At 61.2% G+C, this 23,546-nt stretch carries 22 protein-coding genes; 2 read left to right on the top strand and 20 right to left on the bottom strand.

Annotated features, from left to right (window positions below; all coding sequences use genetic code 11):
- Positions 1–61: 61 nt before the first annotated feature.
- From C934_RS0102405 to C934_RS0102335, 15 genes are all read right to left on the bottom strand, one after another.
- The gene (locus C934_RS0102405) at positions 62–481 is read right to left on the bottom strand and encodes a helix-turn-helix domain-containing protein (protein WP_018855116.1); all 420 of its coding nucleotides are present in this window, start codon (positions 479–481) and stop codon (positions 62–64) included.
- A 152-nt stretch (positions 482–633) separates the two neighbouring features.
- Entirely contained in the window at positions 634–2,235 is a 1,602-nt protein-coding gene (gene lnt, locus C934_RS0102400; RefSeq protein WP_018855115.1) for an apolipoprotein N-acyltransferase, read from the bottom strand.
- A 76-nt stretch (positions 2,236–2,311) separates the two neighbouring features.
- Positions 2,312–3,463: a hemolysin family protein gene (locus C934_RS0102395; protein WP_026371511.1), complete on the bottom strand. Its 1,152-nt coding sequence runs from the start codon at positions 3,461–3,463 to the stop codon at positions 2,312–2,314.
- Complete coding sequence (gene ybeY / locus C934_RS0102390; protein WP_018855113.1) at positions 3,460–3,975, bottom strand: rRNA maturation RNase YbeY; 516 nt, start codon at positions 3,973–3,975, stop codon at positions 3,460–3,462. The genes C934_RS0102395 and ybeY overlap by 4 nt, the downstream gene beginning before the upstream one ends.
- A complete protein-coding gene (locus tag C934_RS0102385; RefSeq protein WP_018855112.1) occupies positions 3,975–5,024 on the bottom strand; it encodes a PhoH family protein in 1,050 nt (349 codons plus the stop codon). Before C934_RS0102385 ends, ybeY begins: the two co-directional genes overlap by 1 nt.
- 19 nt (positions 5,025–5,043) lie before the next feature.
- A complete protein-coding gene (gene miaB / locus C934_RS0102380; RefSeq protein WP_018855111.1) occupies positions 5,044–6,453 on the bottom strand; it encodes a tRNA (N6-isopentenyl adenosine(37)-C2)-methylthiotransferase MiaB in 1,410 nt (469 codons plus the stop codon).
- Between the two features lie 48 nt (positions 6,454–6,501).
- Entirely contained in the window at positions 6,502–7,299 is a 798-nt protein-coding gene (locus C934_RS0102375) for a lysophospholipid acyltransferase family protein (protein ID WP_018855110.1), read from the bottom strand.
- A gap of 29 nt (positions 7,300–7,328) precedes the next feature.
- On the bottom strand, positions 7,329–7,757 hold the full coding sequence (locus C934_RS0102370; protein ID WP_007789354.1) for a Fur family transcriptional regulator: 429 nt from the start codon (positions 7,755–7,757) through the stop codon (positions 7,329–7,331).
- 37 nt (positions 7,758–7,794) lie between these two features.
- Positions 7,795–8,295, bottom strand: coding sequence for a GNAT family N-acetyltransferase (locus C934_RS0102365; RefSeq protein WP_018855109.1), 501 nt, complete (start codon positions 8,293–8,295; stop codon positions 7,795–7,797).
- The gene (tsaB, locus tag C934_RS0102360; protein WP_018855108.1) at positions 8,292–8,951 is read right to left on the bottom strand and encodes a tRNA (adenosine(37)-N6)-threonylcarbamoyltransferase complex dimerization subunit type 1 TsaB; all 660 of its coding nucleotides are present in this window, start codon (positions 8,949–8,951) and stop codon (positions 8,292–8,294) included. Before tsaB ends, C934_RS0102365 begins: the two co-directional genes overlap by 4 nt.
- 102 nt (positions 8,952–9,053) lie before the next feature.
- Positions 9,054–9,620 (bottom strand): NifU family protein, encoded by a 567-nt coding sequence (locus C934_RS0102355; RefSeq protein ID WP_018855107.1) that lies wholly within the window; start codon positions 9,618–9,620, stop codon positions 9,054–9,056.
- 111 nt (positions 9,621–9,731) lie between these two features.
- Positions 9,732–10,223 (bottom strand): universal stress protein, encoded by a 492-nt coding sequence (locus C934_RS0102350; RefSeq protein ID WP_007789346.1) that lies wholly within the window; start codon positions 10,221–10,223, stop codon positions 9,732–9,734.
- A gap of 82 nt (positions 10,224–10,305) precedes the next feature.
- Positions 10,306–10,731, bottom strand: coding sequence for a cupin domain-containing protein (locus C934_RS0102345; RefSeq protein WP_018855105.1), 426 nt, complete (start codon positions 10,729–10,731; stop codon positions 10,306–10,308).
- A gap of 101 nt (positions 10,732–10,832) precedes the next feature.
- A complete protein-coding gene (gene trpS, locus C934_RS0102340) occupies positions 10,833–11,897 on the bottom strand; it encodes a tryptophan--tRNA ligase (RefSeq protein ID WP_018855104.1) in 1,065 nt (354 codons plus the stop codon).
- 97 nt (positions 11,898–11,994) lie between these two features.
- The gene (locus tag C934_RS0102335) at positions 11,995–12,390 is read right to left on the bottom strand and encodes a VOC family protein (protein WP_018855103.1); all 396 of its coding nucleotides are present in this window, start codon (positions 12,388–12,390) and stop codon (positions 11,995–11,997) included.
- Between the two features lie 401 nt (positions 12,391–12,791).
- Between C934_RS0102335 and C934_RS0102330 the strand changes: the two genes are divergently transcribed.
- Entirely contained in the window at positions 12,792–13,217 is a 426-nt protein-coding gene (locus C934_RS0102330) for a YcbK family protein (protein WP_018855102.1), read from the top strand.
- A gap of 3 nt (positions 13,218–13,220) precedes the next feature.
- Here the strand turns inward: C934_RS0102330 and murJ are convergent, their stop codons facing one another.
- The 4 genes from murJ to mutS all read right to left on the bottom strand — a co-directional run bounded on the left by murJ (position 13,221) and on the right by mutS (position 20,838).
- Positions 13,221–14,801, bottom strand: a complete 1,581-nt coding sequence (gene murJ / locus C934_RS0102325) for a murein biosynthesis integral membrane protein MurJ (RefSeq protein WP_018855101.1) — start codon at positions 14,799–14,801, stop codon at positions 13,221–13,223.
- A 10-nt stretch (positions 14,802–14,811) separates the two neighbouring features.
- Entirely contained in the window at positions 14,812–17,721 is a 2,910-nt protein-coding gene (locus C934_RS0102320; protein WP_018855100.1) for a [protein-PII] uridylyltransferase, read from the bottom strand.
- 105 nt (positions 17,722–17,826) lie between these two features.
- Entirely contained in the window at positions 17,827–18,102 is a 276-nt protein-coding gene (locus C934_RS0102315; protein WP_018855099.1) for a hypothetical protein, read from the bottom strand.
- Between the two features lie 3 nt (positions 18,103–18,105).
- Positions 18,106–20,838, bottom strand: a complete 2,733-nt coding sequence (gene mutS, locus C934_RS0102310) for a DNA mismatch repair protein MutS (protein WP_018855098.1) — start codon at positions 20,836–20,838, stop codon at positions 18,106–18,108.
- 111 nt (positions 20,839–20,949) lie between these two features.
- On the opposite strand from mutS, the gene C934_RS0102305 reads away from it, so the two are divergent.
- Positions 20,950–23,235, top strand: coding sequence for an NADP-dependent malic enzyme (locus C934_RS0102305; RefSeq protein WP_018855097.1), 2,286 nt, complete (start codon positions 20,950–20,952; stop codon positions 23,233–23,235).
- Positions 23,236–23,375: 140 nt separating this feature from the next.
- On the opposite strand, the gene C934_RS31555 is transcribed toward C934_RS0102305, so the two are convergent.
- On the bottom strand, positions 23,376–23,546 hold a 171-nt coding region (locus C934_RS31555; protein ID WP_018855096.1), incomplete at its 5' end, for a transposase.

The following is a 23,546-nucleotide window of genomic DNA, read 5'->3' as shown; positions in this document are numbered from 1 at the left end:
AAAAATGCCAAAAGCGGCCGTTGCGACCGCTTTTGTCTCTGCTCCGAATTTTGAATGGCGGTTATTCGCTGTCGGCTTCGGCGGCGAGTGCCTTCACCAGCTCGACGACTTTGCGGCGAACCTTGGGATCGGTGATTTTTACAAAGGCGCGGTTGAGTTGAAGCCCCTCGGACGACGAAAGAAAGTCGACCACATAGTTGGAGCTGGAGGCTTCCGCCATGCCGGACAGGCCGGAGGATTGTTCGCCCGGCGCGTCCTCGAAGAAGAAGGAAACCGGAACGTTCAAAATGCTGGAAATATTCTGGAGGCGGCTGGCACCGACACGGTTGGTGCCTTTTTCGTATTTCTGGATCTGCTGAAAGGTGATGCCGAGGCTCTCTCCGAGCTTTTCCTGGCTCATTCCGAGCATCGTTCGCCGAAGGCGAATGCGACTGCCAACGTGTACGTCGATGGGGTTCGGCCGCTTCTTGTTCTCAATCATGGTCCTGCCCTAACAAAAATTTTCAACCTTGTTCAAACCGGCATGCCCAAACCCATCCCCAAAACGCCACGTTGCAAAGTCTTGATTAACCACCTTGAAACATACGCTAAGAACGCCGATCCGAACCACTATGCAATTTTAGGGGTTTTCGGTCAATTCTGCTTGAAAACTAAACCAAAACGCGAAACCAGCGCAATTGCAAACAGAAGTATCTCGATCAACCGGAAGTAAGTTTGGCGCGGGTAACCCGGATCGCGCTGGGCGTCGAAGCGCTCGATGGTTGCGTCGACAAAGCCAGTTTCATTGAGGCCGAGACCCGCAATGACCTCGCCACGGGCGTTCACGATGGCTGAAATTCCGCTATTGCCATTTCGAATCAGCGGCAAGCCGGTCTCCACGGCACGCAACCTAGCCTGTTGAAAGTGCTGGTAGGGGCCGGGTGTTGCACCGAACCACGCGTCGTTCGTGACATTGAGAATGGCATTGGCGGCGCCTAGATCGCCGGTCATCTCGTCGGGGAAAATGATCTCGTAGCAGACGAGGGGATAGAACTTGATCCCCGTGGGCAAACTCAGAAGCTGGCGCGTGGCGGCGGGTGAGAAGCCGCCTGGCATCTCGACCACATTCTGGATGCCGAAATCGTCGAGGATATTCTCGAACGGCACGTATTCGCCGAACGGCACGAGATGCACCTTGTCGGCCGCGCCGGCAATCTGCCCACGGCCGTCGATGACGTATATCGAATTGTAGTAGCGAGGCGGATTGCCAGGCCCCATGTCCTCCACCCTGACAGCGCCGGCAATCAGGATCTGATTGTCGTCGAGCGTGTCCGCGATCCGGCTGAGCGCATCCTGATTGTCGGTCAGGATGAAGGGAATGGACGTTTCCGGCCAGACAATGATGTCCGGTTTCCGCCCGCCGTCCTTCGGAGGCTCGACGGAAAGCTTCAGGTGCTTCTCGAAGATAGCAGCGCGGTCGGCGTCGCTGTCCATCTTCGCCGTCTGCTCGATCATCGGCTGAACCAGGCGAATGACCGGGCTCGGGGAGTCGGATGCAGGCGCGGGTTGTGGGCCATAGAGGATATAGGCGCCATAGCCGATATGTGCGGCGAAGAGCAGGGCTGCCAGCGAGAGCCCGAGCTTTGCGCCCTGCCGGGTGCCGAGGAGTGCGGGTGCGGCGAAGATGAAGACCGAGAGCGACGTGATGCCCATGATGCCGATGACGTGCGCCGATTGCATCATGAGCGGCACGGGCGTCATGCCGTAGCCGATAGCGTTCCAGGGGAAGCCGGTGAAAAGCACGCTCCGCAGCCACTCCAGCAACCCGAAGCTCGCCGCAAGCGCCGCAATCCGCCCCATGCCATCGGACCACATGGTTCGCGCCAGCGCCGCAGCAATGCCGTAGAAGATGGCGAGCACGGCAGGCAGGCCGAGGATCGCCAGTGGCAGCGCCCAAGCGAAGGCCTCCGCGTCGATCATCAAGGCGTGGCCAAGCCACCAGAGACCCGCGACGAAATAGCCAAAGCCGAAGAGCCAACCGACGGTAAAAGATGGCCACAGTCGCCCAATGAGCCCGCTTTCCGGAGCGGCAGCCGAGCCGTCGATCAGCCAGACGAGCAGCGTGAACGACACGAACATTGCGGCAAAGAAGCCAAATGGAGGCAGGGCCAGAACGCCGACGGCGCCAGCAAGGACCGCCAACGCAACCCTCTTGAACCCCCAGGCAAGGATAACCCTGTCCGCAAGCCGCTCCATGCGCACTCCCATCAAGCTGCGAATCAACCCGCTCGCAGTCTTTCAAAAAAGCCGCCGTTTGTCGTGCGTTGCGGCATCAGGTCGACGTGGAGGCGTCGGTTTGCCTCTCCTCGCCGTGATCCGAACCGGGCGTGCTGTCGCCGTCGATCTTGACGCGGCGACGGATGGCCTGACGCTTGCGGGTGATCCTCACGCGCTTGATCCGGCGCGGATCGGCGTCGAGGATATGGAACTCGAAACCGGGCAGAGCCTGCACGACCTCGCCACGCACCGGAATACGCCCGAGCTCGGAGAAGATCAGGCCGCCCAGCGTGTCGACTTCGTCGACCTGTTCGGTGATGTCGAAGTCCGGCCCGATCGCCTCGGCGATCTCCTCCAGTTCGACACGGGCATCCGCGACGAAGACGTCTTCGGAGACGCGCTTAAACATGACTTCATCGTCGTCGTGCTCGTCATCGATGTCACCGACGACCATCTCAACGATGTCCTCGTGCGAGGCCAATCCATCGGTGCCGCCGTATTCGTCGATGACCAGCGCCATCTGCGTGCGGTTGACCTGCATGCGGCGAAGGAGGTCCGACGCAAGCATCGACGGCGGAACGAACAGGATCTTGCGGATGATCCCGGCCTCCGACAGCGTCTTCTGTAGGTCGACGCGGCTGAGGTCGAAATTCGGCTTCGCAGCGCGTGTAGGCTTCTGCAAGTGTTCGGGTGAAACCTCGACCAGAGGCTCTGTCGACTTGACTGTCTTGGTGCTGCCGCGGCGCTTGTTGCGCGCCTGCTTGGCGACGTAGGACAGGAGATCGCGGATATGCACCATGCCGCGCGGATCATCGAGCGTATCCGCATAAACAGGCATGCGCGAACGGCCAGATTCCTCGAACAGGATCATCAGTTCGCCGATCGTGATGTTCTGATCGACGGCTTCGATATCGGCCCGCGGCACCATCACGTCAGCAACGCGCACTTCCCGGAAGCGAAGGATGTTGTGCAGCATTGCCCGTTCATCGGGCGAAAAGACGTCACCGTCGGCAGCGTCGGTCAGCAGCGCATCGGCGATGTCCTCGCGAAGGCGCGAGCCCTGCTGTGGTCTCAAGATACGCGCGGCGCGCGTCCAGAAGGATTGGGGTCGTCCAGACTGCCTACTACTACTGCCACCCTCGTCAGAAGAGGAGGATTGGTCGGCGTCCTTGGCCTCCGCGGCCGGTCTCGTCGTAAAGTCGCTCATGGTTCCATTTTAAGGTCTTGACCCTCGTATGGGTCAGATAGGCCGAGTACCGCCAAAATGCGAGTCTCGAGCCCCTCCATTATCTCGGCTTCAGCGTCATTATTATGATCGTAGCCGAAGAGATGCAAGAAACCATGCACCATCAAGTGGGTCAGGTGGTCGTCAAAGCTCTTTTCGAGCTCGACTGCCTCCCGCTCAACGGTCTCTCTTGCGATAATGATGTCGCCCAACATCGGTCCCGGCACGTTGCCCGGCTTGACCGGGAAGGCCGGAAAGGAAAGCACATTGGTCGGCTTGTCCTTGCCGCGCCACTCGGCATTGATGTCCTGGATCGAGGCATCATCCGTGAAAACAAGCGAAACCTCGGGCACCATCTTCGGAAAGGGCTGCTTGACCGTTTCACGCAGATAGGTGGCGGCTGTTTCCAGCACCCGATCCGCCAATGCATGCAGCGCATCCTCGGAGGGCCAGTCGCCCTCTTCGATGCTGATCTGAATGTCGAGTTCGGCCATCAATCCTGCCGGCTGGCTTCCTCTGCTTCCGCGATATAGGTCGAGTCGTAGGCCTTGACGATGCGGCCGACAAGCGGATGACGTACGACATCCGTATCCCGGAAGCGGACGATCGAAATGCCTTCGACGCCATTCAGTAGTTGAAGGGCCTCCACCAGTCCGGATTTGACACCACGCGGCAGGTCGATTTGGCTCGGGTCGCCGGTGACGATCATGCGGGAATTCTCGCCAAGACGCGTCAGGAACATCTTCATCTGCATCGAGGTCGTGTTCTGCGCTTCGTCGAGAATGACGGCGGCGTTTGCGAGCGTCCGGCCGCGCATGAAGGCGAGCGGAGCGATTTCGATAACACCGGCCGTGATTGCCCGATCGACCTTGTCGGCGGGCATCATGTCGTAGAGCGCGTCATAGAGCGGGCGGAGATAGGGATCGACCTTTTCCTTCATGTCGCCGGGCAGGAAGCCGAGCCGCTCGCCGGCTTCCACCGCCGGGCGGGAAAGAATGATCTTCTCGACAAGACCCCGTTCGAGGAGCTGGGCCGCATGAGCGACGGCGAGATAGGTCTTGCCGGTACCCGCCGGACCGACGCCGAAAACCAGTTCGGCCCGTTCCAGAGCGCGCACGTAGGCGTCCTGGGTCGGCGTTCGCGCGACGATAGTCTTCTTGCGGGTCGAAATCTGCGCCATGGTGAGCTTGGCTTTGCGCTCCATCGTCGGCAGGCTCAGTTGATCGTCTGCGGCGACCGCCATGCGGATCGCGCCTTCAACGTCGGATCGCTCCACGCTGCCGCCTTTCTGGAGTTTCTCATAGAGGTAATCGAGTGTACGCCGCGCCTGTTTGGTAGCGACAATGTCTCCCGAGATAACGACGGAATTGCCGCGCGCTCGAGCGTCGATGTGGAGACGCTCTTCAAGCAGCTTGAGGTTCTGGTCGAACTGACCGAACAACTCACTGGCGAACCGATTGTTCTCGAACGTCAGAATAAAGTGATTGGCGTCGCTCGCAATGCGTGGGTGGCGCGGTGAAGAAACCAATTCTTGTCCGTTCAAGCGGTCGAGCTCCTAGGGTTTAGACCTCAGCCTCTGCTATCTCGGCAAACAGGCTGTTGGTTCCGGTTCCGGTGATTCGCACGTTAATAATGTCACCGATTTGCAATGCTTTTGCATCAACATTCACGGACTGAAGCCACGGAGAACGGCCGATAAGCTGTCCTGGCATGCGACCGGGCTTTTCGAGCAACAGTTCGATCGTTTTCCCGACACAGGATTCGGCAAATTCCTGCTGTTGCTTCAGAAGAAGCGCCTGCAGGCGTTCTAGCCGTTCTGCCTTGATCTCTTCCGGCACCTGGTCCTTCAGTTCCGCACCGGGCGTGCCCGGCCGTGTCGAGTACTTGAAGGAGAAGGCCTGCGCATAGCGCACCTCCTCCACGAGACGGAGTGTATATTCAAAATCCTGCTCTGTCTCCCCCGGAAAACCGACGATGAAGTCTCCGGAAAGGGCAATGTCTGGGCGAGCGGCGCGGATGCGCTCGACGAGGGTCAGGTATTCGGCGGCCGTATGGCGCCGGTTCATCGCCTTCAGGATGCGGTCGGAGCCGGCCTGCACCGGCAGATGCAGGTAGGGCATCAGCGCGCGCAGGTCCCGATGCGCCTCGATCAGGCGATCGTCCATGTCGCGAGGATGGCTGGTGGTGTAGCGCAGACGTGCAAGTCCGGGGATCTCGGCCAGCCGGTAGAGCAGGTCTCCGAGCGTCCATTCCTGATCATTCGGGCCGACACCATGCCAGGCGTTGACGTTCTGGCCGAGCAGCGTGATTTCGCGCACGCCGCCTTCCACGAGCTTCTGTGCTTCCTCGACGATCTGGCTGACAGGCCGAGATACTTCCGAACCGCGCGTATAGGGCACGACACAGAAGGTGCAGAACTTGTCGCATCCTTCCTGAACCGTCAGGAAGGAGGTTACGCCGCGAGAGCGGATTTTCTTGCTCTCGGCGATCGGCAGATGCTCGAACTTGTCTTCGAGGGCATATTCCGTGTCGACGATCCGCTGCCCTTCCTTCGCCTTGCGCAGCGCTTCCGGCAGGCGGTGATAGGTCTGCGGACCGATGACGACGTCGACGGCGGGCGCCCGGCGCAGGATTTCCTCGCCTTCCGCCTGTGCCACGCAACCGGCGACGCCGATCATGAACTCCCGGCCTTCCTTGTTGCGCTCCTTCTTCATGTCGCGCAGGCGGCCGAGCGCCGAGTAGACCTTTTCGGCAGCCTTTTCGCGGATATGACAGGTATTCAGCAGAACAAGGTCTGCCTCTTCCAAGACTTCCGTCGACTCGTATCCGTCACGCGCGAGGGCATCGCTCATGCGTGTCGAGTCATAGACGTTCATCTGGCAGCCATAGGTCTTGATGAACACCTTGCGGCTGTTGCTGCCATCACGGAGATCGGTCTCCGGGGCATGAAGAAGGGCACTGTCCTGGGTCATGGGCGGCTATTTAGTGGTTTTTCATGCGCGAGAAAAGGAAATCTTGCCTCAGGCCGCTTTGCGACCGCGCAATGCTGCGCCAAGCATCGTGCGGATGCGACGAGCGATGGTCGTGCTGACTTCCTTGCGGTTGCTGTTCGCACGATATTCGACGGCTTCGCCGAAACAGACTTCCACCTCAAAGGCGCCGCATCGCAGCATGTCTTTCAGATGCGGGAACATCTCCACATCGCCCGGCCACGAGGCAAGCGGGCGATGATAGCGCCCCATCGGCAGACCGTGGACGCCGGTATAGGCCACCGCGACCGGTTGGACGACGACGGCTCCGGTCGGCGAAGCGGGAACCGCCATGGCGGCGGCGCCAAACAGCGACGATTTGACCTCCAGAAGCCGGTTTCCATCCGACGTCGTGCCCTCCGGAAACAGGACGACGATCTCGCCATCCGCCATTCGGGTCGCTATCTCGTTCGCCTGATGACCGGTCTTGCGCTTTTCCTCGCGCACGACGAAGACGCTCTTCTGCAGCTTCGCCAGCGTGCCGAAAATCGGCCAGTCGCGCACCTCGATCTTGGCGATGAACGCAACGTCGGCAACCGCGGAGAGCACCATGATGTCCATCCACGACGAATGATTGGCGCACAGCATCAACGGCCTGTGCGTTTCCATCTTCCCATGGACGCGAATCTGGATGCCGAGACAGAAACAGACGATGCGATGCCAGACGCGGGGCAGCCAGCGCCGCAGCTTCCAGTCGAAGCGGAGCGCCAAAAGCTGCCAGGGCATGAGCAGGAGACTGGCGACGAAAATGACGATACCCGCAAAGGCGACGCGCAGCCAGGCGATCAAGACGAAGACTCCATGGCTGCGATCATGTCTCAGCGCTCGTCCGGCTTGAGCGGGATGCCGTAAAGTTCCAGCCGGTGGTCGACCAGCTTGAAGCCGTGCTCGCGGGCGATGCGCTCCTGCAATGCCTCGATCTCGGGCGAGTGAAACTCGATCACCACACCCGACTTGAGGTCGATGAGATGGTCGTGGTGCTCTTCCGGCACCGTCTCATAACGCGAGCGGCCGTCTCGGAAGTCATGACGCTCGATAATGCCGGCATCTTCGAACAGCTTCACGGTGCGGTAGACTGTCGAGATCGAGATCTTCGCATCGACCTTCACCGAGCGGCGATAAAGTTCTTCCACGTCGGGGTGGTCGGCGGATTCTTCGAGTATGCGTGCGATTACACGGCGCTGCTCGGTCATGCGCATGCCGCGTTCAGCGCAAAGCTCCTCGAGGGTCTTGGCGACGTCAGTCATGGGCTGCCTTCCGATAGTCAACGTTCAAGCAACGGAACTAGCGAAGAACGCGCTTCATGACAAGCGCTGTGGAAACCGCGCCCTTGGCATCCTTGTAGTATCCCCGGCGTTCGCCGACCTTCTCGAAGCCGAGCTTGCCGTAGAGCCCGAGTGCGGCCGCATTGCCGTCGTCGACCTCGAGAAAGATGCTCTCGCCACCGCGCAGTTTCGCTTCGCGCATGGCAGCCTGCATCAGCCGCCAGCCGAGGCCGGCGCGCGCGACCTTTGTCTGCACGGCGATCGTCAGGATTTCCGCTTCGCCGGCGACTTGGCGCGCCAGCACGAAGCCCGGCAACGGCTTCTTGAGGAATGCATTGGTTTGGCGGGCCACGAAGCCGAAGACGGTATCCTGGCTGAGCAGGCTGTAGAATTCGCCATCGCCCCACGGGCGGGCGAAACGCTCGCCGTGCAGCGCGGCGACCGCGCGGCAATCATCGGCATCCATCGCGACGATTTCAAATTCCGGCTTCAAGGTCAAATAGGATTCCAACATCGTCATACTCGCGCAATTGCGAATCCGGCCTGCGGCTTGGCATCGGGTCCGCGCAGATAAAGAGGTTTAGGCTTTCCAGCAGACGGATCGGCGTCGGCACCGAGGCGCGCCACCAAAGAAATCGGGAAATGGTTGGCATGGTCGCCGGTAGCGTCCGGCTTCAGGAGGGGCGTGGCCGAACCGGTTATTTCGCCATCGAATGCCGCAGCAACCGTCTGCGCTTCCTCGACAGTCACGGCGCGCGCTTCGTCGAGCGGTTCGCCATCGGCATTGAAGGCCTGCAAGTAGATCTCGTTTCGCTTGGCATCCATGGCTGTCAGCACCGGGCGCCCGGGCGTCTTTTGCCGCTGCGCTTCAGCCATCACCGCAAGCGTGGTGATGCCGACGGCCGGAACGCCGAGCGACAGCGCAAAGCCGCGGGCAGCGGCGACGCCGACGCGAATGCCCGTGAAGGAGCCAGGACCGATGGTGACGGCAATACGATCGACGGCCGAAAGCGCCAGGCCCGCCTTATCCATCGCGCGGTCGACGATCCCCATCAGATGCTCAGCATGCCCCTTGCCGATCATGTCCGATGCCTCCCCCAGCATCGTATTCCTGCCGCTGTCATAGAGAGCGGCAGCGCAATCCACACCTGCGGTGTCGAGCGCCAGTATGATCATGGCATCAATTTCCGAATAAAGCGTTCCTCAGCGTCCATACAATCACCCTGCCGCGCTTGCAATTGCTGCGCCAGGACGAATGCCGGAACAGGGGCGTCGCCGTCAGGCGGCGACGACTTCCTCGACTTCCGGAACGAAATGGCGAAGCAGGTTCTGCACGCCATGCTTCAGCGTCGCCGTCGAGGACGGGCAGCCGGAGCAAGAGCCCTTCATGTTGAGATAAACCTTGCCGTCCTTGAAGCCGCGGAAGGTGATGTCGCCACCATCCTGTGCAACGGCCGGCCGCACGCGTGTGTCCAGCAGCTCCTTGATCGTCAGCACGATCGACTCGTCGGCTTCGTCGAAGAATTCGCCGCCGGCATCGAGATCTTCGGAAAGAATCGATGCATCGCCCATGACAGGCTTGCCCGACATGAAGTGTTCCATAATCGAGCCAAGGATCGCCGGCTTCAGGTGCTGCCACTCGGCATTGTCCTTGGAGACGGAGATGAAGTCATAACCGAAGTAGACGCCGGTCACGCCCGGGATTTCGAACAGACGAGCCGCGAGCGGCGATGCCTGGGCCTCGTCGGCGCTCCGAAACTCGGCCGTGCCGTTTTCCATCACGACCCGACCCGGCAGGAACTTCTGCGTGGCGGGATTCGGTGTGGCTTCGGTCTGAATAAACATGTCGCTCTCCGTGCGGCGGGCAGTGGCCCAGGCCGTCTTTAGAATTCTTCAAAAAAAGAAAATAAGCCGATTGGCAACTCTATTCAAGAGACTGGCACTCAAGAAATGGCTTTATGCGAGGGCATCCAGCTCCTCGTCGGTCAATGTATCCGGCAGGACAGTGACGGGGATCGGAAATGTCGCGCCACGCCCGGCGATCGACGACACCAGCGGCCCCGGTCCCTCCTTTGCCGAGCTTGCGGCCAGCACCAGGATGGCGATATCACGGTCTTCTTCGATGACGGCGTTGATCTGTTCCGTGGCGCTTCCCTCGCGGATGACGATCTCAGGGTCGATGCCGATCGTTTCGCGAACCACATGCGCCGCCTTGGCGACTACTGCTTCCGCTTCCTCGCGCGCCTCGGCGCGCATGATTTCCTCCACACCCAGCCACTGCTGGAAGTCGCCCTCCGGAATCACGTACATCAGCACAAGGCCGCCATTCGAGTTCTTGGCGCGCCGACCGGCGTAGTGGACGGCGCGGGAGCATTCGGGCGTATCGTCAATGACAGCCATGAATTTGCGGCGATGACCTTCGAGCCGGGAGAGTCGTTTTGATACCATGGGGCGGACTCTGACACCTGAACCTGAAGATTTGCAAGCCTTCGTTTGGTCGCCCTCGAAGGATCGCCTGCGTGCTGTGTAGTCAGGCCGGAACCAGTCCGTAGAGACGCATGATCGCCTTCACATGTTCGATGTCAGGCTTGCCCTGAACATTGATGGCCGACGCCATCTCCTCGAAATAGCGCCTGCCGATCAGGCCGGGCGTCATGGTGATCAACGCCTTGGCGGTTTCGCCATGCAGGTTCTCGTGGGTGTGGACGTAACCGCGCGGAATGAACAGGGTTTCCCCTGCTGCGATCTCGTGTTTGCGCCCGTCCAGCGTCGTCGACATCGTGCCGGACAATCCGTAGATCACTTCGTCGACGTCCCGGTGGTAATGGGGGGCGGGGACGCGTGCCTGGGGCGGGACCGTGAATTCGAACATCACGAGACCGCCGGCACTCTGATCCTCGTCGATCAGAAACCGGATCTCCATCGTGCCGATCTGGATGAGGTTGCGATCTCGCATCGAAGCCTCCTGACGGTCGTTTCAACAGACTACGCCGCAGGTTTGGCTTCGACAAGCCCGGGGCGGCAAAGGTCGCCCCGGGTAAGCTCTTGAGGCCTATCTCAGTACAAGAAGCCGACGATGTCGCGCACTTGCTTCATCGTCACCTCGGCGCGGGCCCGAGCCCGTTCACTGCCGTTGCGCAGGGTCGCGTCGATGTGACTGGTGTCCGACATCAGGCGGCGCATCTCGGCGGTGATCGGCGAGAGCACATTGACGGCGAGATCGACGAGCGCCGGCTTGAAGACCGAGAACTGCTGCCCGCCGAATTCGGCAAGCACGTCAGCTTTCGACCTGTCAGCGAGCGCCGCGTAGATGCCGACAAGGTTGTCCGCTTCCGGGCGACCCTTGAGACCGTCGACTTCACTGGGCAAGCCGTCCGGATCGGTCTTGGCCTTGCGGATCTTCTTCGAGATCGCCTCCTCGTCGTCCATCAGGTTGATGCGCGAAAGATCTGATGGATCCGACTTCGACATCTTCTTGGTACCGTCGCGAAGCGACATGACACGCGGCGCCGGGCCATCGATCAGCGGCTCGACCATCGGGAAATAGGCATGCACCGGCTCGTTGCCGACGGTGATGTCGATGCCATAGTCCGTCTTGCGGATATGCTCCGCGTAGTCGAGGTTGAACTTCATGGCGATGTCGCGGGCGAGTTCAAGGTGCTGCTTCTGGTCGTCGCCGACGGGGACATGCGTCCCGCGATAGACGAGGATGTCGGCAGCCATCAGGCTCGGATAGGCGTAGAGACCGAGCGAGGCCTGCTCGCGGTCCTTGCCGGCCTTGTCCTTGAACTGCGTCATGCGGTTCATCCAACCGATGCGCGCTACGCAATTGAAGATCCATGCGAGTTCTGCATGCTGCGGCACGGCCGACTGGTTGAAGACAATGTGCTTTTCCGGATCAATGCCGGAGGCGATGAAGGCGGCGGCGATCGAGCGGATCTGGTTCGGCATATCCTCATGGACGAGCTGCGCCGTCAGCGCGTGCATATCCACGACACAGTAGATGCAGTCGTTGCCTTCCTGCAGTGCCACGAACTTGCGGATCGCGCCGAGATAGTTGCCGAGATGGAGATTGCCGGTCGGTTGGACGCCGGAAAAAACGACTTTCCTGAATTCGTTCATTATGTCCTCGATTAGGCTGGTGGAGGGCCCCAGGGTCTGTAACCCATGTTGCTAACGGGCGCGCTTATGCACGCGCGCGCTCCCGCAATCAAGGGGTTCAGCCTGCGGCGTGTTCGATCAGATCGAAGGTGTTGCCGTAAGGATCCGCAAACACGGCGACGGTCCCGTAGCTTTCGTGCCGCGGCGCCTCGAGAAACTGCACGCCCTTGGCCAGCATCGACTCATGGTCGCCTGCGAAATCGTCGGTCTTGAGAAAGAAGCCGACACGCCCGCCCGTCTGGTTGCCCATTGCCGCCATCTGCCGATCGTTGGCCGCCTGCGCGACCAGAAAGGCTGCGCCGTCGCTGCCCTTCGGTCTGACGACGACCCAGCGCTTGCCATCCGGCTGGACGTCATCCTGGAGGCATTCGAAGCCGAGCGCGCCGCAGTAGAAGTCCTTGGCGCGATCGTAGTCGTCGACGACGAGCGTTACGAGGAAGAGCGATTGGGACATTGCAGGCTCCGATTTGTCGTGTCGTGTTGTTGCCGGTTGCGGGGGCTCGGTCAAGGATCATGCTCCTCGCGCCGACGGGAGCGCCTTCGCGACCGTGAGGTCTAGCAAGCGTTTTGACACACATTGCACCCGGCGGGGATTGGCGGTGGTATTTGCACGAGAAACGCCATGAACGGGAGATTGGCGATGAATTGCTTGCTGTGAATATGTCAAGAAAATTTACGCAGCTTGGAAATTTATACCACCTCTGAGGTAGAGCTAATTCATCAATTGGCCGTAAATTGTGTTACGGTTCCGTAACGGTAGGTAAAGAATTTCACAAAAAGGCCATTTTTGGGGTGAGCGTTCCATTCGCCAAAAACTGCGCCGGCGATTCCGGCGCATTTCGAGGGGAGGGAACCATGCATTCGGCATTTTCCATCGCACTCGCCGGCCTGTTCAGTCTGTCGTGTTTCGACAGTGCCGACGCCCAGAACGTCAGAAGAGTTGCAATACCGCCGCTCAAGCATAAGGAAACGCTTGCCTACTCGCTGCAGACCGTCAGCGTCCAGGCGAACTGCTTCCCGCCGCGGCTACGCGGCGTTCTTGCTTATATCGCCGCCAAGACCGGTCGCCGTCCAATGGTAACCTCGGGGTTCCGGGCGCACGGTCGATCTCATTCCCAGCATCGCTACTGCGCAGCCGCCGATATCCGGATCCCCGGCGTTTCGGAGCGCACCATCATTGCGATCGCTGAATCGGCACCAGGAATCGGCGGGATCGGCCGTTACTGCAACGGCATCGTCCATGTGGACGTAGGCGCCAAACGACGATGGACCTATTGCTGAGGCTCAACCGTCTACCTTTGCAGCCGGCTTGCGATTGAGATTGCGCCGGATCATGCCGAGATTTGCGCCACCGATCAGGAATGCGGTCGCGAAGTAGACAGCCATGGCGATCACGATCAGAAGGCCGAGCGTGCCGACCTTCGTCGTCAGGTGCGCGCTTGAGGCAAGCCACGGCTCCCAGCGGTGCTGCAGGTACATGATCACGCCGCCCATGACGGCCGCCGACACGACGAGCAGCGCCGTGCGCCGCGCCAAGGCCCATTCCCAGGTGAGATGGCGACGACGCAGCAGGGTGGTGAAGAGCAGTACGGTGCTTATCCAGCCTGCCGTCGCTTCCGCGACTGCAATGCCGGGAGCGCCGAGGAACGGGAAGAGCGTCAGCGCCGTGGCGCAATTGACGCCAACGGCGATGGCGGAAAAGCGCATCGGCGTCCTGGTGTCCTCGCGCGCGTAGAATCCCGGCTGCAGCGCCTTGATCAGCACGAAAGCCGGCAGGCCAATGCCGTAGATGGCGAGGATGGAGCCGACGATGGAGGTGTTTTCCTGATGGAAGGCACCGCGCTCATAGAGCACACGGATGATTTCGTCGGAGAGAATCCAGAGCGCGAAGGCAGCGGGGATGGTCAGGAACAGTACGAATTCCATCGACCGGTTCTGCAGGTTTGCGGCCTCGCGCAGATTGCCGCCCTTCAGGGCGCGGGCAAGTTCCGGCAGCAGCACCACGCCGACGGCGACGCCGACGACGCCGAGCGGCAGCTGATAGATACGGTCGGCATACTGGAGGGCTGCAATGGCGCCTTCGCGCGAGGACGCAATCGCCTGGCCGATCATCTGGTTGATCTGGGTAATGCCGCCAGTCACCGCCGCGGGGATCGCGAGGATCAGCAGTCGTTTGACGTTGGGCGTGAAGCGCGGGAAACGCAACCCGATGCTCATGCCGGCGTGGAGCACGCCGAAGTAGACGACGGCGAGCTGCAGGATACCGGCGACGAGCACGCCCCAGGAGAGATACCACGCGGTCTGCAGGGGCTCCGCGCCGATATAGAGCGCGTAGAACAGCGCGCCGATCATCACGACGTTGAGGAAAACGGGCGCAATCGCGGCGGCGAAGAAATGATGGAGCGAATTCAGCATGCCGCTCATCATCGCCGTCAGCGACATGCACATGAGGTAGGGGAACATGACCGCCGCCATGCGCACGGTAATGTCGAACTTGTCCGGATCGTTGGTAAAGCCCGGCGCGATGACGAAGCGCACGAGCAGGGGCATGGAGAGCTCCATCACGATGGTGATGAGCAGCAGCACCGAAAACAGCACGCCGAACACTTCTTCAGAAAAGCGCTTGGCACCATCGGTGCCGTTCGCCTCGATTTCCTTGGCAAAGAGCGGCACGAAGGCGGCATTGAAAGCGCCTTCCGCAAAGAGCCGCCGGAAGAGGTTCGGAAAACGGAAGGCGGCATAAAAGACGTCGGCCATCGGACCGGTGCCGAGTGCGGCCGCCATCAGCGTTTCACGGGCGAAGCCGAAGATGCGGCTGCCGAGCGTGGCGCCGCCGACGGTGGCGAATTTTCTAACGAGGCTCATGCGTTTGGGCTCATGCGGGCGAATCCGCCTTCTTTTCTGTTTGCATCGCGGCGCTGGCCGTAGCAGGCGGCGCGATGATGCCGGAGGGCATGCGCTCGCGCAGCTCGTCCTGTTCCTCGGCCATCACGGCCTTGAGGCGCGCGGTGATATTCGAGCGCTTGCTGTCGCCCGAGATTTTCTGGCCGACGAGATCGGTCACGTAGAAGGTGTCGATGACCTTCTCGCCGAAGGTGGTGATGCGGGCCGACTGAATGTCGAGCGAGAGATCCGATAGAACCGCTGTGATTTCCGACAGCAGGCCGGGTCGGTCAAGGCATTCGACTTCGATGACCGTGAACTTGTTCGACAGACTGTTGGAGATGTTGACCGACGGCGGGATGACGAAGGCCTTGCTCTTCTTGCGGTTCTTGGTGCGGGTCGCGATGACCTCGGGCAGTCGCTTGCGGCCGGAAAGCACGTCCTCGATCATCCGCCCGATGGTGCCGGCGCGGCGAAGCTCGTCGGCATCGTCCTTGAACTCGCGGCTGACATGGATCGTGTCCAGCGCGCGCCCATCCGACGTCGTGAAGATTTGCGCGTCGACGATGTTGGCACCGGCAGCGGCACAGGCACCGGCGATGACGGCCAGGAGGCGCGGATGGTCAGGCGACAATACGGTGATCTCGGTGATCGCGTGGAAACTGTCGGTCCGCACCATTGTCGCCAGCGCTTGGCCGGCCTTGTCCGCCTGCCGGATGAAGCCGGCGTGCCGGACCTGATCTTCCAGGGGAACGGAGAGCAGATAGGGCTGGTAGTGCAGCTTGCTATAGATCTTGCGATCCTTCTGGCTCCAGTCGGAGAGCGCGTTGTAGAGCGCTTCGGCTGCGAAATTGGCGCGCTCCTTGCGCGAAACCTCCGAGAAGCCGCCGGCAAGCAGCAGTTCCGTTTCATAGTAAAGCGTGCGCAGCAACTGGCCTTTCCAGCCGTTCCAGACACCGGGACCGACGGCGCGGATGTCGCAGATCGTCAGGATCAGCAGCATCTTCAGCCGGTCGAGCGACTGCACCACATCGGCGAAGTCGGTGATCGTCTTGCGGTCCGTAAGGTCGCGCGTCTGCGCGACCATCGACATGACCAGATGCTCCTGGATCAGCCAGACGACCAACTCTGTCTGCTTCTGCGACAGGCCGAAACGGGCGCATAGCTTGCGGGCGACACGGGCGCCGGCAATGGAATGGTCTTCTTGGCGGCCCTTGGCAACGTCGTGCAGCAGCACGGCAAGGTAGAGCGCCTCGCGGTCCTCGATGCCGGGCATCAATTTGTTTGCGAGCGGGTGCAGGTCGTCGGCCTTGCCCTTGTCGATTTCCGACAGGACGTCGACGGTGCGGATCAGATGCTCGTCCACCGTATAGTGGTGGTACATGTTGAACTGCATCATCGCGACGATCTTGCCGAATTCGGGAATGAAGCGGCCGAGCACACCGGCCTCGTTCATGCGCCGCAGAATGAGCGCGGGGTCGCCCTTCGAAGTCAGGATCGACATGAAGAGGCGATTGGCCTCATCGTTTTCGCGCAGATCGCTGTCGATGAGGTTGAGCGAGCGCGTCACCCGCTTCAGCGCATCGGGATGGAATTCCAGCCCGTTGATGTCGGCAACATGGAACAGGCGGATGATGTTGACCGGGTCGTGCTTGAAGACATCCGGGCTTGCAAGCGCGATACGACCGCGGTCCTCGACGAACTCCGTGCTGCCGGCGATCTTGCGGCTGCGGTGCGCAAAGCGGCTGATGACACCGGTGAGGCCGGGCGTCGACTTCGCCTGCTGATCCTCGAGCGCCGCGCAGAGGATGCGCGTCAGGTCGCCGACGTCCTTGGCGACGAGGAAGTAGTGCTTCATGAAGCGCTCGACGGCCGAAAGGCCGGGTCGCGAATGATATCCAAGCGCTTCGGCGATCTCGCGTTGAATGTCGAAGGACAGCCGTTCCTCGGCCTTTCCGGTCAGGAAATGCATGTGGCAGCGCACCGCCCAGAGGAAGTCGTCGGCCTTCTCGAAAACGCGATACTCGTGCTTGGAGAGAACCCCGAGTGGCACCAGCTCCGCCGTGTCGCGAACATGGTAGTAGTATTTAGAAATCCAGAAGAGCGTGTGCAGGTCGCGCAGGCCGCCCTTGCCTTCCTTGACGTTCGGCTCGACGAGATAGCGCGTGTCGCCCGCCTTGCGGTGGCGCTCGTCACGCTCGGCAAGCTTGGCGGCGATGAATTCGGGGCCGGTGCCGGTGACGATTTCCTTGTCGAAGCGCGTCTCCAGTTGCGTTTCCAGCGATCGCAGGCCACAGATGTAGCGCATCTCGAGGATCGCCGTGCGGATCGTCATGTCCGACTTCGACAGCGCAATGCACTCTTCCAGGGTGCGCGTTGCATGGCCAACCTTGAAGCCCATGTCCCAGAGGACGTAGAGCATGAATTCGACTGCTTTGTGCGTCTCCTCCGCCGGCTTCGGCTGGAACAGGAACAGAAGGTCGATATCGGAGCCTGGCGCCAGCGTGTCGCGGCCATAGCCGCCAACGGCGGTGACGGCGAACTTGTCCTTCTGCTTCGGAAAGACGTGGGTGCAGACGAACTCGTAGAGGACCGTGACGATCTGGTCCTGCAGCCAGGAAATACGGCGGGCACAATTGATGCCGCTGCCATCGGCAGAAAGCAACTCGCGCGCTATCTGTCTACCTTCGCTGCTCGCCTTCTTGAGGATCGCCAGCAGATCGGACCGCATGACGTCGGGCCGCGTCTTGTTGGACTCGGCCACCGCGTCGCACGTCTTCGAGAGATTATCGGTGTCGAGGATATCGGAGAAATCGATGTCGTTCGTCGTCGCCATGCGCGGGGCGGCTTCCTGTTCGCGTGGCGCAGCCGTGTGCTGCTGCTCCTCTCGTTTCGTCTGCATGCGCTATAGCCTCTTTGCCCGCCGATGACACGGGCTTTCATACTGCAGAACCTTTAATTTTGGCGAAAAGGTGTTGCCGCGCGCGAAAGCGGCGGCATCGGGCGATCAGGCAGCGATCTGAGCCTGTACGGAATAGAGCACCTGCCGCGTTTCGCTGGTGATCGCCTCCAGCGTCTCTTGGTCGCACTCGCGGTAGCCGGCTTTGGCAACACACGAGGAAAGTTCCAGAATCCGGGCGCAGCAGCGGATGATCTGCAGCAGGCCGAAGGGCGAAGCCCAGCCGCGCGGGGTGCCGTGCTCATCCGCAAGCCGCAGCGCTTCAAGCGCGTTGAAGATCGCCGCAAGCCTCTGGGTATCGTTGAACAGCCGATCCATGAACATCGGCTAGCCCTGCTTCAGCTTCTTCTTGAGGTCGTAGAGCGCGCCCATCGCCTCGCGCGGGGTCATGTCGTCGAGGCTCATGGCCTTTAGCGCTTCTTCCACCTTCGATGGGCCACGGCTGGCATCCTCGCGCCGAACCGCCACCTGGAACAGAGGCAGGTCATCGATGAGCTGGCTCGCCGGGCTCTTGCGGTCGGCGTCCTCGAGGCGTGTCAGCACGTCGCGGGCACGCGCCACCACCGAGGCCGGCAGGCCGGCAAGCCGGGCAACCTGGATGCCGTAGGAGCGGTCGGCAGCACCTGGGCCGACCTCGTGCAGGAAAATCACGTCGCCGTCCCATTCCTTCACGCGCATCGTCGCGTTCGATAACCGTGCAAGCTTTTCCGACAGCACCGTCAGTTCGTGGAAGTGGGTGGCGAAGAGGCCGCGGCAGCGGTTCCCTTCGTGCAGATGTTCGACGGCCGCCCAGGCGATGGAAAGGCCGTCGAAGGTAGCCGTACCACGGCCGATCTCGTCGAGAATGACAAGGGACCGGTCGGTCGCCTGATTGAGGATCGCCGCCGTTTCGACCATTTCGACCATGAAGGTCGATCGGCCGCGCGCAAGATCGTCGGAAGCGCCGACGCGCGAGAACAGCCGATCGACGATGCCGATATGGGCTGACGTCGCCGGCACGAAGGACCCCATCTGCGCGAGGATCGCGATCAGTGCATTCTGACGCAGGAAGGTCGACTTACCGCCCATGTTCGGGCCGGTCAGCAGCCAGATCGCGCCATCCTTTCCGCCGGAGACGGGAGAGAGATCGCAGTTGTTGGCAACGAACGGGCCAGATGATTGCCGCCGCAGCGCCTGTTCGACGACAGGGTGGCGTCCGCCTTCGATCGCAAACATCTTCGAGCCGTCGACAAGCGGCCGGCAATAGGCCTGCTCGTCTGCAAGCAGCGCAAGGCCGGCGGCAACGTCGATAACGGCGAGCGCGCGAGCGCCTGCCTTGATTGCTTCCGCTTCGGCGACGACGGCCGAGGTCATGTGGTCGAATGCCGCCAGTTCGATAGCAAGCGCCTTGTCGGCGGCGTTGGCGATCCGGCTTTCCAGATCGGCAAGCCCGGTGGTGGTGAAGCGCATCGCGTTCGCCATCGTCTGGCGGTGGATGAAGCGACCCTTGGCCTCCGGCGTATCGGTCATCGGCCCGGCATTGCCGGCAGTAACTTCGATGAAGTAGCCGAGGATATTGTTGTGCTTGATCTTCAGCGATTTGATGCCGGTTTCCTCGGCATATTGCAGCTGCAGGCCGGCAATCACCCGGCGCGATTGATCGCGCAGCGCCCTGACCTCGTCCAGTTCGGTGTTGGCGCCGTCCCGCAAGAAGCCGCCCTCGCGCTTCAGCAGCGGCAGCTCGTCGCCCAGTGTTTCGGAAAGCAGCGTTGCGAGGCCGGCCGGGAGGGCCTCGAGGCGCGAAAGCGCGAGCTTCAGCTCTTCCGGCAGCAGTGCTTCCGACAGCAGCCGGGCGACATCGCCCGCAGCACTCAGGCCCTGACGGATGGCGGCAAGGTCACGCGGCCCGCCACGGTCGAGTGCAAGACGCGAAAGCGCGCGCGGCATATCGGGAACATGCTTGAGATGGTGGCGCAGGTCGCCGCAAAGCGAAGGCTCCTCCATCAGGAAACCGATCGAATCCAGCCGCTCATTGATCCGGATGGGATCGGTCAACGGCGACATCAGCCGTTCGGCCAGCAAGCGTGCCCCGCCGCCCGTCACGGTACGGTCGATCGCCTTCAGCAACGAGCCGTTGCGATCGCCTGAAAGCGTGCGGGCAAGTTCGAGATTGGCACGGGTGGCGGGATCGATGAACAGCGTTGACGCGCCGCTTTCGCGCTCCGGCCGGCCGAGCGGCGGCCGTTCGGCGATCTGTGTCTTCTCGACATAGGCGACGGCTGCAGAGGCGGCGGCAAGCTCGGCGCGCGAAAAGGTGCCGAACCCATCAAGCGTAGAGACATTGAAATAGCGCGCGATCCGCCCCTCGGCGGTGGCGCTGTCGAAGAGCACGGATGGTTGCGGAACGGCGGTGCGGCCGAGTACGTCGAAAACAGGTTTCAGCTCGGCATCGTGAAAGATCGTATCGGGCACGATCAGTTCACGCGGGTCGATCCGCAGGATATCGGCAAGCAGCCGCGAGCTTTCGGTCTCGGCCAGGCGGAAAATTCCGGTCGAGATGTCGATCCAAGCCAGCGCCAATACCGGCTCGGCGCTGCCGCGAATCCGGGTAAGTGCCATCAGATAGTTCGATTCCGACGGCGAAAGCAGCTTTTCCTCGGTAATTGTGCCCGGCGTCACCAGGCGGATAACGTCGCGTTTCACGACGGACTTGGATCCGCGCTTCTTGGCTTCGGCCGGGTCCTCGACCTGCTCGCAGACGGCAACCCGGAAACCGAGGGCGATCAGCTTCTGCAGGTAGTCGTCGGCCGCATGAACAGGCACGCCGCACATAGGAATGTCCCGCCCCATGTGCTGGCCGCGCTTGGTCAGCGTGATGCCCAGTGCACGGGAGGCTTCCAGAGCATCCTCGAAGAACAGCTCGTAGAAATCGCCCATGCGATAAAACAGCAACGAGTCAGGGTTGTTGGCCTTGATCTCGATGAATTGCTCCATCATCGGCGTTGCCGAGGCGCGGCTTTCTTCCGTGGCCAGCTCGGCAGCCGAAAAGGCTTCTATTCCAGTGTCTATTCGTTCGTTCACGGAGATGCATTTTTTCCAAAAAAGAGGTGCCAACCCTAGCCGCCCGCCGCTATAGATGACAACCGCGATTGAGGAAGAGCAAGGCGTCACCCACAAGACGTTGGAGGAAAAATGCCCGACACCGAGAAGAAGCAGCGGCCGGTTACATCAGTGACCGACAACGAGGCTCTTGAGTTCCACGCCATGGGGCGGCCCGGAAAGCTGGAGATCAACGCCACGAAGCCTATGGCGACCCAGCGCGATCTGTCGCTCGCCTATTCGCCTGGCGTTGCCGTTCCGGTGAAGGCAATCGCCGCCGATCCCGCCACCGCCTATGATTATACGACGCGCGGCAACATGGTCGCGGTCATCTCGAATGGTACCGCAATTCTCGGTCTCGGCAATCTCGGTGCACTGGCCTCCAAGCCTGTTATGGAAGGCAAGTCGGTGCTATTCAAGCGCTTTGCCGACGTCGACTCCATCGATCTCGAAGTCGATACCGAAAACGTCGATGAGTTCATCAACTGCGTCCGCTTCCTCGGTCCCTCGTTCGGCGGCATCAATCTCGAAGACATCAAGGCGCCCGACTGTTTCATCATCGAGCAGCGTCTGCGCGAACTGATGGACATCCCGGTTTTCCATGATGACCAGCACGGCACGGCGATCATTGCTGCCGCTGGTCTCATCAATGCGCTGGAACTGACCGGTCGCGACCTGAAAACGACGAAACTCGTCTGCAATGGCGCGGGTGCAGCAGCCATCGCCTGCGTTGAGCTCATCAAGGCCATGGGCTTCGCGCCCGAGAATATCGTCCTTTGCGACACCAAGGGCGTGATCTACCAGGGCCGCACCGAGGGCATGAACCAGTGGAAGTCGGCGCATGCGGTCAAGACCAAGGCGCGCACGCTCGAGGAGGCGATGAAGGGCGCGGACGTGGTTTTTGGCCTCTCGCAGAAGGGCGCGTTCTCCGAGAGCATGATCCGCTCCATGGCTGATCGCCCGATCATCTTTGCGATGGCCAATCCCGATCCGGAAATTACGCCCGAAGAGGTTACCCGCATCCGCGACGACGCCATCATGGCAACGGGTCGCTCCGATTATCCGAACCAGGTCAACAACGTCCTCGGTTTTCCCTATATCTTCCGTGGCGCGCTGGACGTCCGTGCGACCACCATCAACGACGCCATGAAGATCGCTGCTGTTGAGGCGCTGGCAAATCTCGCCCGCGAGGACGTTCCTGACGATGTTGTTGCCGCTTATCAGGGCAACCGCCCGCGCTTTGGTGCGCAATACATCATTCCGGTGCCGTTCGATCCGCGCCTGATCTCGGCGATCCCGGTTGCCGTGGCACAGGCAGCGATTGACAGCGGCGTAGCGCGCAAGCCGATTACAGATATGGCGGCCTATGCCCGCGAACTTTCCGGCCGCCGCGATCCCATCGCCTCGACGCTGGCGAGCCTCTACGAACGCGTTCGCCGACGTCCAAAGCGGGTGGTTTTTGCCGAGGCCGAAGAAGAGCAGGTCATGCGTGCGGCAATGTCCTACGCAAACCAGGAGCTCGGCACGGCGATCCTGCTCGGCCGCGAAGACCTGATCCACCAGACCGCCGAGCGCGCCGGCATCGACCTCAATCGGCCGGGGCTGGAAATCGTCAACGCACGTATCTCCACCCGCGTCGAAACTTATATCGACTACCTCTATGCGCGCCTGCAGCGCAAAGGCTACCTGCATCGTGACGCACAGCGTCTGATCCATCAGGATCGCAACCACTTCGCCGCTTGCATGGTGGCGCTTGGTGACGCCGATGGGATGGTTACTGGTATCACCCGCAACTATTCGACGGCCCTGGAAGATGTGCGCCGCTGCATCGACATGAAACCCGGCCATCGGGTCATCGGCGTATCGATCGCGCTGTGCCGCGGCCGGACGGTGTTCGTCGCCGATACAGCGGTTCACGATATGCCGAACGCCGAGGAGCTCGCCGATATCGCTGTCGAGGCCGCAGGCTTTGCGCGCCGCATGGGCTATCAGCCGCGCGTCGCCATGCTTGCCTATTCGACCTTCGGTCATCCGTCGGGCGAACGCTCCGAGCGTGTGCGCGAGGCGGTGAAAATCCTCGACAAGCGCCGCCTCGATTTCGAGTATGACGGCGAGATGGCGGCCGACGTGGCGCTGAACCGCAAGGTCATGGAGCAGTATCCGTTCTGCCGCCTGTCCGGCCCGGCCAACGTGCTCGTCATGCCGGCCTTTCACTCAGCCTCGATCTCCACGAAGATGCTGCAGGAGCTTGGCGGTTCGACTGTCATCGGCCCGATCCTCGTCGGCCTCGACAAGGCCGTTCAGATCACTTCGATGGGCGCAAAGGATTCCGACATCGTCAACATGGCGGCGATCGCCGCCTATACGGCTGGATCGTGAAATAAAAACGGAGCGGGAGGCATCCTCCCGCTCCGTCAGACTGCTGACAAACCCGTCGATATTTTCGGCGGGTTTGTTTTTTGGACGTTGGTTGTTTTAGTTGGGTTCTGAGGCGGGGCGAAGTTGGCGGCCTCTGGCCCTCATGCGATGGCTGGTCTGGGTGGCTTGGTGAGCGCCATGGCGATCTTCTTGATGTTTTGGGCGGCTGCAGCCAGCAGGCACTGGCATGCGACGCGGGTGAGACTTCGAAAGCGGGCATAGCGATGCCCGTGAAGCTGCTTGGCATCGGCAAACGAGCGCTCGACCGTCTC

The sequence above is a fragment of the Rhizobium sp. 42MFCr.1 genome (assembly GCF_000377185.1).
GTDB lineage: Bacteria > Pseudomonadota > Alphaproteobacteria > Rhizobiales > Rhizobiaceae > Rhizobium > Rhizobium altiplani.
This window is presented reverse-complemented; position numbering and strand designations above follow the sequence as displayed.